Genomic DNA, 10,576 nt, shown 5'->3' on the forward strand with positions numbered 1-10,576 from the left:
CAGGAGTACATCGTCATCGTCCTCTCATCCGGGCTGACGAATGCCAGGTACCCGATCCGGCTTTTGGTAATCTCAACCGCCCGTTCAAGGGCAAAATTGGTGATGGTGTGCTCGGGCAGATCCGCGATCTGTGTCAGCTCAAAGAGGGTTGCCATCCTCCGTTCATTCACCTGCCGCTCCTCTTCTGCCCGCTTCCGTTCGGTGATGTCACGGACAAACGCGAGAATAAAGGTCTTTCCATTCATCTCCGCCCGTGTCAGAAAGACCTCGGCATCAAAGAGTGAACCGTCCATCGGCCGCCGTGCCTGCCAGAGAAAGAGCTGATCCTCGCCTGAAATGACCAGCTCCCACACTCGATGACTCTCCTCTGCGGAAAACCCGGCTCCGGAGAAGTCGGCGATAGTGTACCGGAGTGCCTCCTCACGGTTCAGCCGATACAACCGGCACATCGTCTCATTTACATCAAGGACATGCCCTTCTGTATCATGGATGAAGATTGCATCATATGAATGATCTACAAATGTCCGGAAGAGATCCCTGGACTGACGGAGTTCATGCTGTGCAAAAACGAGGTCTTCCAGCTGTGATCGCAGCTCCTCTTCTGCCGCTGCCAGCTCCTCATTCTTCCGTAAAAGCTCCTCTTCAGCCCTCCGCCGTGCGATCGCATGTTCAAGCTTCTTTGAGAGCTCGGCATACTGGGACTTCGGATCCCCGCCTTTCTGGAGGTAGAAGTCCGCACCGCTGTTTAATGCCTCGATCACCACATCTTCCCGGCCTTTGCCGGTGAAGATGATGAACGGGACCCGACACCCCGCTCCCCGGATCTCCTTCAGCAGTGAAATCCCATCCATCCCCGGCATCTGGTAATCGGAGACGATCGCATCGTATCCGCCATCAAGCACCCGACGATATCCCTTCTCCGGATCTTCTTCAGTATCAACAGAGAAACTGCCGTTCCGTTCAAGGAAGATCTTTCCGATCTCAAGGAGTGCCGGTTCATCATCGATATAGAGGATGCGGTGTGGAGCAGCAGTCATTTCATATATATCCAAGCTCTGATACCTTTACCTTTTCCGCAAGATCAGATTCGGTGGTCGGGACATCCCCTCAGACCACATCTTTTATCTCTCATACCGGAAATCCTCCTCTATGGAATCTCAACCACACATGGTCAGGCCCGGAGATGATGCCCCCACTTTCGCATTGAAGGACCAAAAGAATACCACCTTCAGCCTCCTTGAACATGCCGGAGAACGGGTGCTCCTCTCCTATCACCCGCTTGCATGGACAGAGTACTGTGCAGCCCAGATGCTCTCCCTGGAAGAGAAGAGATCTGTCTTCTCGTCACTTGATACCGTCCCGATCGGGATCAGCGTCGACTCCGTCCCCTGTAAGGCCGCATGGGCAGACCATCTGAAGATCCGGCATACCCCGCTCCTCTGCGATTTCTGGCCTCATGGGCAGGTGGCACGGCAGTATGGGATCTTCCGGGATGCGAATGGCTTTTCAGAGCGGGCGAACATCATCATCGACCAGGATCAGACGATCATCTTCGCAAAGGTCTATCCGGTTCATAGCGTCCCTGATATCGATGAGATCATCGGATTTTTGAAGAAGGAATGAGATTCTACCGGTGATGTCTTCGGATACTTCCGGATCTGGTCCCCACCACGATGTTCGAAGACGATTCCCAGTGTTCATCCTGCTTGAAATAGTGCCCCGACATCCCCCGGGTCATCCGGTGTCATAGTGGAGCTTTGAGAAGAGGACGGCACTGCTCTGATCAGGCCATGTCCCGACGACGACGATCTGATTTGGATTCCTCGGGTCATCGAGCATATCAACTCCCGGGAAGATACTGATCATCTGGCCCGGTGTGAAAGGTCCCGGAAGGCGACCATCCTGAGGGAAGGCTATAGAGTAGACAATTTCACCGGATATATCGTCTTTAATGTCGGCGACAACAATGGTATGACCGTCCGCATACTGAGCCCGCACATCCGTGATGATATCATCGATAATGTTCTCCGAAATGGTAATCAGGATAGTGACGCCCTCCGGGAACCTTTTCGTCAGCTCCGGATCATTGGGTTTGAATATATATGCACCTGCCCGCCCATCCCCTGTCAGCGTCACCGACTGCATTGACGCGAGATCCTGACCACCTCTGAAGTATATGAACGAGTCTTTGGTAAACTCAATCGTGACAGCGGCGATCTTTGGGTGTTCGAGTGCTCCTGAGGTGGTGAAGATGATCTGTGCAACAATTGCACCGAGAATGACGACAAAAGAGATGATCAGCACCACCCCTACCACTGATGAAACCGCATCACCCTCGTTCTTCATCTGCCACCACCCGAATGCTCTTCTGTCTATGATTGTCTCCCTCCTTCATAATAGTATTTCAGTGTACGGTCTTCGTCACGCCATATTCCTGACGGAAACACTTTCATCAAGGAGCGCTGATTCAGTAGTATGTTCTCCAAACTTCGTGCCCTCTTCGGCCGCAAAGAGGAGCCTCCTCTGTCGGAGACGATCCCGTTTGATGACCTGCCTGCCTGGCTTGATCAACAGGAAGAGGAGATACGATCCGGAGTTGTAGCTGCATTCACCGCACCGAAGGCCGAGATAGAGATAGCACTCGATCAGCTCTCCCTACTCATAGAGGAGTTTGAGAAGGAGCCTACATATGGGGATGATGAGATGATGGCTCACCCGAAGGTGCAGTCTGTCTTAAAGACCGCACGGCCACAGAGTGTCCGTTCCCTCAGGCAGGCGATGGAAAAGCGCCCAACAGGTGATCCGGAGGCGTACTATGCAACAGCCGCAGAGATCTTAAAAGGTGTCATCGCAGCTGCGAAGGGTCCCGGGAAGTACCTCCATATCGCGTATAAAGAGGAGGCACCCCGTCTTCGTCATCTTATCAAAGATATCGGCCGGGCAGTCAACAGCATGACTACTGCACTCACCGAAGCTGGTCAACAGAGGGAGAAGCTGGTGAAGATCCGTTCCCTCCACCGGAGGCTTGAAGAGATAGACACCTCTCTAAAGGCAGCTATCACGAAAGAGAAGATAGCCAGATCTTCAGCTGAATCCCTCCTGCCAAAGATCAAGGCAGCTGAAGGTGAGCTTGCCTCACTTCCGGCCTCTTCGATAAAAGAAGAGATCAGAGAAGCCGAAGCGGCGGTGAATGCCGCCCTTCAGCAGTATGCACAGGTGAGGGCGCCTGCGGCGGCTGTTCTCAGGAGAGCTGAAAAACTTCTCAAACGGCATAAAGCCCCAACAGATACCTTAAAATCCTTCTTGGAGTTCTGTGACAATCCTATTCCGCAGCCGGACTTCGCAGCCGATGCAGCACCGGTCATTGCGAGTATCCAGGCACTGATTGCATCTGGTGAACTTCAGCTCAAGAACCGTGAGGAGCAGCTGCTCTTTGGAGAGGGGACACTTACCGCAACCGTGCAGGCGGCGATTGAGTCGTATCGCCAATCAGAAGACCGGCTCAGGCAGATAAAGAGTGCAGCGGGGTCTGATCCGGCGATCAAAGCAGAAGAGCGGCTTACACATGAATTACAGAATATGAAGAGTGACCAGGCCAGAGCAGAGGCGGCGGTATCATCTGCCCAGGAGGAGCAGGTCCGGCTTCTCGATGAAAAAAGGCGTCTGGGAGATGAGATTACGACCGCTCTGGCTGAGATCGGTACAATTGTTTGTCAGCTGAAGTAGGATCTGATCGTCTTCATCATCTCATCCGATCTCTTTGTTCCGAGGAGCACCTTCCCACCGTTTTTGAAGGTGCACCGGATCATCTGGTTTCCGCTGACGATGTAGGCGATCCCCATTTTATTTCTGCAGTAACGAATCCCCCAGCCCCCGCAGTCGCGGATCGGCCGGATGGTGATGAGATCAACAGTTTCAAGTTCACTCCAGCGGATCGTCCTCTCTCTCAGTACTATTGGGGGCATCCGGTACGTGATTCCGTCAACTGATACTCTCGTCTCAAGCCGAAGTACTACAAAGAGGAGTGGGATCACAACCCCGACCATTGCGAGGATGAAGATCTGAAGAGGTCCGATATCACCCTGTATGAGGGTGGCATACCAGGTGATGATCGCAGTTCCGCCGACAAGAGCAATGATCGCCGGGTGTCGGAAGTACTGGGTCTCGGAATAGTCGAGGCTCATATGGGTACTTGGTGGTTCTGACACATCATATTAATCATCCTGTGGGGATTACGTGTTCTCAGGATGATCGTTCAGTTCTCACCTTTTGTTCTCCTCTATCTTGCGGCAGTAGCAATCGGTCTCTTCTTCCTTCTTCTCACCCAAAAGCTCCCGGATTCTCCGGGAAAAAGGCCGATGCAGGCTGTTGTTCTCGGTACGGTGATCTGGTCTGCCGCCTATGCAGTCGAGCTGTCATCAGCGGATCTCGGGACGAATCTGGCTGCAACGCTCATCGAGTATCTGGGGATTCTGATCATTACCCCGGCATTGCTCTTATTTGTCCTCTGTTATACCGGGCGTGACCGGTACGTAACGAGAAATACTCTCGTTCTGCTCATGACACTGCCTGCCCTGACATTTCTGGCACTTCTCACAAACCCCTCTCATCTCCTCTACTATACGTCAGTCACCCCGTATATGGTCGGAGATCTGACCCTCTTCCTCTACCAGTATGGCCCTCTCTTCTGGGTGGCGATCTGTTACTCTTACCTCCTGACGGCATTCTCCGTCTCCATCCTTCTCCTCGCCCTGATGGACTACCCGGTATTCTACCGCCCCCAGATCACCCTTGTGATCATTGCCATCCTGCTTCCGGTACTGACAAGTGCGGTGTATGTCGCCAAACTCGGCCCTTTCCCCGGACTCCAGATAACGCCGGTTGTCTTCACCCTCGTTGGAGGAGTCCTCGTCTTCGCTTCGGTGAAGCACCATCTCTTCACGATCCTCCCCCGTACCCAGTGCAGGATCCCCGAATATCTCACCGACGGCATCCTGATCACCGATGATGCCGGGCGGGTGATCTACATGAACCCCGCAGCAGAAGTGTGCCTCTTGGTCAATGCCCCTGAAGCGATCGGACAGAATATTGTTGATATCCTCCCCCTCTCCCCGGCAGGTGATGGTATTGTCGAGTTCAGATCTCCTGACGGTGCTCTTCTGGAGGTGACCAGACTGACCATAAAGGAGAGTGGCGCCCTCGGCCGGATCTCTATTCTGCATGACATCTCGCACCAGAGGCGGGCTGAGATCGGTCTTCGTGAAGCAAACAGGCAGCTTTCCCTCCTTTCAAGCGTCACCCGGCATGATATTCTCAACCAGATCACCGTCGTCCAGGGTTGTATCGAACTATCGCGTGATATCTCACCTGGTCCTGAGTATGAACGGTATCTTGCTATCATGAAGACAGCAACAGACAGGATTCAGTCCGAGATTGAGTTCACCCGGATCTATCAGGACCTCGGTACCCAGGAGCCGCAGTGGCAGGAGCTATCATCTATCATCAAGGCACCCTGCTGCATCAGGCTCTCCATCGACTGCTCCGGGTATGTTGTATATGCCGACCCGATGCTCCCGAAGGTCTTTGAGAACCTCTTTGATAATGCAAAGCGTCATGGGGAGCGGGTAACTGAGATCTCCATCTCCTGTGATGTGGTCGAACGTACTCTTCGGATCACCGTCTCTGATGATGGAGCCGGGATACCGGAAGAAGAGAAGGAGAAGATATTTGCAAGGGGCTATGGAAAGAATACCGGTTTTGGACTCTTTCTTGTTCGCGATATCCTTGCAATAACCGGGATTGCCATCTACGAAGATGGCACGTTCGGGGCTGGTGCGAGGTTTGTGATTCTGGTGCCTGATGGCGGGTGGAAAGGGGATCAGGGCTGAAGCGGTGATGCAAGTATCTCCTCAGGATGAGTGCTGCCGGTAAATGCCTTTGATCAAAACAAGCGGCGTCCCGGCATCTGCTGATCCGGTGATGAGGTCCGCAAGGCTTGCCAGGAGATCTTCCATCTTTCGTGGAGTTGTTCCGAGGCAGTCGACACAGTGGATCTCCTTCTCTCTCTGTGACTCTTCTGCAATCTTCTCCATGATCTCGATATCGGATCTTCCTTCTCCATGGAATTTGTCGATCAGGTACTTCATCTTCACGCCTTCCCGGAGGACTGCCTTGATCCCGGGGGTGGCTCCGAAGGCGGCTTTCGGATCGGCGAGTTCGTAGATGCCGCTTGACGGGTCTTTATATGCTCCATCTCCGGATACGAGGATCTCGACACGCTTTCCGGTCTTCCCGAGGATCTTCTCCTGGAGATAGCAGACGAACTCTTCAGCTTCAAATGGAGCGAGTTTCAGCCTGCATCCCGAAGACATATTGCTCCCTAAAAGCCCCCATTCTGAACTGGGTGGGCATCTGCCGCTGCTGCATATCTCCTGTAGCGTACAACAGTTGGCGATCACCGTCTTCACCAGCTTCTTCGTCTTCTCACGGGGGTGGATATTGGCGATGATCACACCATCAGGATTGAATTCTGCTATCCTTTTTGGATCATTACAGAGGATGATCGATGGTTTGGCCCCTTCCTGTCTGATGATCTCTTCATACAGAGAGAGGTAGTTGACACCGGTCAGTGGATGCGTATGATTGCCATTAATCTCTTCAGGGGTGAAGAAGCCGTTATATCGTTCATCCAGTTCCTCTGCAACCTCCGGCGGGATGATCTGGTTTCCGACCTCGTCATCGGGGTAGGAGAACTGTACAATCACCTCCCCTTCAGGGACTGCTTTTGCAATCGATTCGAGGATGAGGGAGAACCGGTTTCTGCTGGCAATGGGAAAGACCACGCCGACTCTGCTTGAAGGAGTGAGCGACAGGATCTTTTGGATCTCTTCTGCGGTCTTTTCTGTTGTGATCATATTATTCTGCGCCCGTGCAACGATCGATTCGGTGATGGAGAGGACATCGCCATCTCCGAGCATCCCGTCGGAATCGAGCCTGACGACTACGTCAAGGAGCATCCTCTGAAGATCGGTTCCCGGAACGATGATACCCATTCTGATTCCAAAGGCACATGGCCCGACATACGATGGCAGTTGAAACATAACTCTCTCTCCTGGATCAATAATCCCGATCAAGCCTCTTGAGAACACGTCTTATGTCAGAGATGATAGTTATTCCGGATTGTCTCTTCTTCCTATGGTTTTATGAGATATCATACCAAAAACAGTCTCAAATGTCAGCCAACCATCTCCTCGGCATCTCGGGCAGTCCGAGGCGGAACGGAAACTCCGATATTCTCCTTGAGTCTATTCTGAAAGGTGCAGAAGAGGCGGGAATGGTGACCGATACCGTTTGCCTCCGGGACTACCAGTTCAGCTCCTGCACCGGATGTGAGCGGTGCCGGAAAGATAAGCAGTGTACCGGACTGAATGATGGAATGACGCTCCTGTACCCGAATATCCTTGCATCACCCTATCTTGTCCTCGTCTCCCCGACACACAACTATAATGTAACTGCCATGATGAAGGCTTTCATCGACCGGCTCTACTGCTTCTATGATTTTGCTGATACCCGGCCGAGGGGGTGGTCGAGCCGTCTTGCCGGTCAGGGGCGGCGGGCGATCATTGCAGCGGTATGTGAGCAGGAGAACAGGGAGGATATGGGGGTGACACTTGAAGCCCTCCGCCTCCCGCTCGAAGCACTCGGATATGAGATTGTACAGGAGATCGCAGTCTTCTCCCTCTTTGATCGGGGCGCTATCCGTGATTGCCCTGATCTGCTGGAAGAGGCGATGGAGGCAGGGAGGAGACTCACGATCACTCTGAATCTCTCAGAGTGTTGCCCTCCTGAAGACGACCACGCTCACTGACAGAACACAGGTAGCTCCGATCAGTAATCCCAGGATGGTGGTTGCCGGAAAGATGCCCTCCTGCATCGCCCTGATCGCATCGATTGCATAACTGACCGGGTTTAGGTGGGCGATTGTTGCAAGCCATGCAGGCATCTGGTCATAGGGCATCAGAGCGCTGCTTGTGAAGAAGAGGGGCATGGCGATCATCGAGTTGAATGCCGCATACGAGTCGTGATCCTCAAGGCTGAGGGCAACTGTTGTCATCACTGATGAGAGGAGCACTCCGAAGATGAAGAGGACGATGTACGTCTGGAGCAGCAGGAGCGGATTAAGGTAATGTGCGCCGAGGATGATCGCCATTATCAGGATGATCGTCGTCTGGATCAGACCCCGGCAGGTGATGAAGAGGATCTTTCCAAAGAGGATCGTCTCCCTGGGAGCAGGCATTGCGAGGAACTTCTGGAGGAACCCGAGGATCTTGTCAAACATCAGGAGTGCTCCACCCTGCAGTGATGCACCAAGCATCGTCAGCACCAGGATGCCCGGAGTGATGAAGTCGAGGTAGTTGTCGGTGAACCGGATCGGAAGCGCAAGACCAACAAAGATGAGCCATGCCGCAGGCAGGATTAATGCGGATATGACATTGACCCTTCCCCGGGACCAGCGGCGGAAGTCACGTTCCATATAGTATAGTGTCTCTCTCATCACCGCCTCCTGAGCATCGTCCGGAACCGCTGGAAATCAAATGCCATCGTCTCATCCTGTTCGCCAACAAGAGCGAGGAAGACATCGTCGAGGGTCGGCTGGCGGATCGAGACCGATCTGACATTCATTCCGTCATTGGTGAATGCCCGGGAGAGGGCAACTCCTGCCTCCTCACCATTCACAGCTTTAAATTTCAGTTCATCCCCGGTCCTGCCAAGATATGAGATGCCTTCGGGGAAGACGCCATGGAACTTCCCATCGGCCCGGATGGCCACGATATCCCGGCAGACCTCCGTCTTCAGTGCTGTCGGGGTATTCATTGCCACCACTTTGCCTTTATCGATGATCCCGATCCGGTCACAGGCATGATCTGCTTCATCCATATAGTGGGTTGTGACAAAGACGGTCATCCCCTTCTTCTTCAGTTCGATGATATGGTCCCAGATCCTCCGTCTGCCTCCGACATCAAGTCCGATCGTCGGTTCATCCAGAAAGAGCACCTCGGGATCGTGCACCAGTGCCTGTGCAAGCTCAAGCCGTCTCCGCATCCCGCCCGAGTATGTCTTCACCAGATCGTCAGCACGATCAGCAAGCTCAAGCATAACGAGCGCTTCATCTGCGGTCTCACGGGGCCTTGGAATGCCGTAGAGCTTCGCATAGAAGATGACATTCTCCCTGCCGGTGAGTTTGGGATCAACTGCCATATCCTGCGGGACATAACTGATCTGCTCCCTCACCCTCCGTGGATCTTGTGTAACCGAGTGGCCGCAGATGAGTGCATCACCCTCCGTTGGGGTGAGGAGTGTGGTGAGCATCTTCACTGTTGTTGTCTTCCCGGATCCATTGGGTCCGAGGAGGCCGAAGATCTCAGAATCGATCGAGAGGTTCATTCCATCGACTGCAACAAGGCCTCCGAATCGTTTGGTTAATCCGATAATCTCGATTGCGGTCAACGTTATACGCTCTCCTTATTGCGTACTACTCTTTTGAAGTCCGAACCCTTTAAAAGGTTATGCTTCGATCTGTATCTCGAAAAGTCATTTTGGGTACATGGGTGGTGTATGGAATGCTGAATACCTCATGTTAAAAAAAGAAGTCCGTCTCCTGACTCAGAGCGGGATGCCAAGAACGTGGAGCAGGATGATGATGATAACCCCGATGATACCCCCGATTGCACTGATTAACACCGTTACGATGTTGATCGGGATGCCGGGATCTCCGAAGATGCCGGTCATATTTATCAGAAAGAGGGCGACAATCCCGATGACAGCATTGTAAACGAGGTAAACTGCCTTCTTCAGAAGGTAGTAGATGATGACAGCGATCACCACTGCGATGATAATACCCGCGAGCGAACCAAACATAGTGGTGATCTCGTCGTTCCACCTATATAATGATAGGGTACTCCTTCTCCATTAAGACCGAAGAGATCCGTGGCAACAGCAATACTTATCTCCTCTTCACACCTCGATCTCAAAAGTGAGGTATGGTATGCCACAAGTGCGATGTTCAGTCTGCGGATATATCTATGATGAGGAGGTAGGCGAGCCCTCAACAAAGACAGGTCCGGATACCCCTTTTGAAGAACTCCCGGATGACTGGCGGTGTCCGGTCTGTGCGGCAGAGAAGTCGGCGTTCTCACCTGTTCCGACGAGTCCCGGGTCTGGCCCCGCCCTGTCGATGGTCTGGAGATGCACCGTATGCAACTACCGATATAATGAAGAGAACGGTGAGGCGGCAACGAATACGCCTCCCGGCACACGGTTTGCCGAATTCGTAGATGACTGGCGATGCCCGGTCTGCGGGGCGGCCCGGTCAGCCTTTGTGATGGTCAGAAAGGATGCGATCACTCATGAACAGTCCCAAAAGACCGTCTCGGATGTGATCATCGATTCACTCCTTGCATCCGGAATCGATCTCGTCTTCGGTCTCCCCGGAACCTCATCACTCGGCCTTGTGGATGCGATCAGAAAGAATGGCACCATCCGCTATATCGTCGTCAGGCATGAAGAGGCAGCAGCA

At 53.1% G+C, this 10,576-nt stretch carries 12 protein-coding genes; 5 read left to right on the plus strand and 7 right to left on the minus strand.

The genetic code is table 11. The annotated features are described in order from the left end of the window. Positions 1 to 1,052: response regulator (locus tag Q7V06_RS09410; protein ID WP_304840893.1), on the minus strand; the 1,052-nt coding region annotated here is incomplete at its 3' end. 97 nt (positions 1,053 to 1,149) lie between these two features. Between Q7V06_RS09410 and Q7V06_RS09415 the strand changes: the two genes are divergently transcribed. Then, entirely contained in the window at positions 1,150 to 1,623 is a 474-nt protein-coding gene (locus Q7V06_RS09415) for a redoxin domain-containing protein (RefSeq protein ID WP_304840895.1), read from the plus strand. Positions 1,624 to 1,734: 111 nt separating this feature from the next. On the opposite strand, the gene Q7V06_RS09420 is transcribed toward Q7V06_RS09415, so the two are convergent. Next, the gene (locus tag Q7V06_RS09420) at positions 1,735 to 2,346 is read right to left on the minus strand and encodes a type IV pilin N-terminal domain-containing protein (protein ID WP_304840897.1); all 612 of its coding nucleotides are present in this window, start codon (positions 2,344 to 2,346) and stop codon (positions 1,735 to 1,737) included. A 129-nt stretch (positions 2,347 to 2,475) separates the two neighbouring features. Here Q7V06_RS09420 and Q7V06_RS09425 point away from each other — a divergent pair, with 129 nt between their 5' ends. Further along, positions 2,476 to 3,726: a hypothetical protein gene (locus tag Q7V06_RS09425; protein WP_304840899.1), complete on the plus strand. Its 1,251-nt coding sequence runs from the start codon at positions 2,476 to 2,478 to the stop codon at positions 3,724 to 3,726. On the opposite strand, the gene Q7V06_RS09430 is transcribed toward Q7V06_RS09425, so the two are convergent. Next, on the minus strand, positions 3,714 to 4,184 hold the full coding sequence (locus Q7V06_RS09430) for a hypothetical protein (RefSeq protein WP_304840901.1): 471 nt from the start codon (positions 4,182 to 4,184) through the stop codon (positions 3,714 to 3,716). The two genes, Q7V06_RS09425 and Q7V06_RS09430, sit on opposite strands and share 13 nt — an antisense overlap. Before the next feature lie 63 nt (positions 4,185 to 4,247). On the opposite strand from Q7V06_RS09430, the gene Q7V06_RS09435 reads away from it, so the two are divergent. Then, on the plus strand, positions 4,248 to 5,888 hold the full coding sequence (locus tag Q7V06_RS09435) for a histidine kinase N-terminal 7TM domain-containing protein (protein WP_304840904.1): 1,641 nt from the start codon (positions 4,248 to 4,250) through the stop codon (positions 5,886 to 5,888). Between the two features lie 21 nt (positions 5,889 to 5,909). Here the strand turns inward: Q7V06_RS09435 and Q7V06_RS09440 are convergent, their stop codons facing one another. Next, positions 5,910 to 7,100: a coenzyme F420-0:L-glutamate ligase gene (locus Q7V06_RS09440; protein WP_304840906.1), complete on the minus strand. Its 1,191-nt coding sequence runs from the start codon at positions 7,098 to 7,100 to the stop codon at positions 5,910 to 5,912. 131 nt (positions 7,101 to 7,231) lie between these two features. On the opposite strand from Q7V06_RS09440, the gene Q7V06_RS09445 reads away from it, so the two are divergent. After that, on the plus strand, positions 7,232 to 7,867 hold the full coding sequence (locus tag Q7V06_RS09445) for a flavodoxin family protein (RefSeq protein WP_304840908.1): 636 nt from the start codon (positions 7,232 to 7,234) through the stop codon (positions 7,865 to 7,867). On the opposite strand, the gene Q7V06_RS09450 is transcribed toward Q7V06_RS09445, so the two are convergent. The 3 genes from Q7V06_RS09450 to Q7V06_RS09460 all read right to left on the minus strand — a co-directional run bounded on the left by Q7V06_RS09450 (position 7,829) and on the right by Q7V06_RS09460 (position 9,918). Next, positions 7,829 to 8,554, minus strand: coding sequence for an ABC transporter permease (locus Q7V06_RS09450; protein ID WP_304840910.1), 726 nt, complete (start codon positions 8,552 to 8,554; stop codon positions 7,829 to 7,831). The genes Q7V06_RS09445 and Q7V06_RS09450 overlap by 39 nt on opposite strands. Further along, on the minus strand, positions 8,554 to 9,507 hold the full coding sequence (locus tag Q7V06_RS09455) for an ATP-binding cassette domain-containing protein (protein ID WP_304840912.1): 954 nt from the start codon (positions 9,505 to 9,507) through the stop codon (positions 8,554 to 8,556). The genes Q7V06_RS09450 and Q7V06_RS09455 overlap by 1 nt, the downstream gene beginning before the upstream one ends. A 156-nt stretch (positions 9,508 to 9,663) precedes the next feature. Continuing rightward, positions 9,664 to 9,918, minus strand: a complete 255-nt coding sequence (locus Q7V06_RS09460) for a pro-sigmaK processing inhibitor BofA family protein (RefSeq protein ID WP_304840914.1) — start codon at positions 9,916 to 9,918, stop codon at positions 9,664 to 9,666. A gap of 127 nt (positions 9,919 to 10,045) precedes the next feature. On the opposite strand from Q7V06_RS09460, the gene Q7V06_RS09465 reads away from it, so the two are divergent. Continuing rightward, positions 10,046 to 10,576: rubredoxin (locus Q7V06_RS09465; protein WP_304840916.1), on the plus strand; the 531-nt coding region annotated here is incomplete at its 3' end.

It is taken from the genome of Methanocalculus sp. (genome assembly GCF_030651615.1).
In the GTDB taxonomy this organism is placed as follows: domain Archaea; phylum Halobacteriota; class Methanomicrobia; order Methanomicrobiales; family Methanocorpusculaceae; genus Methanocalculus.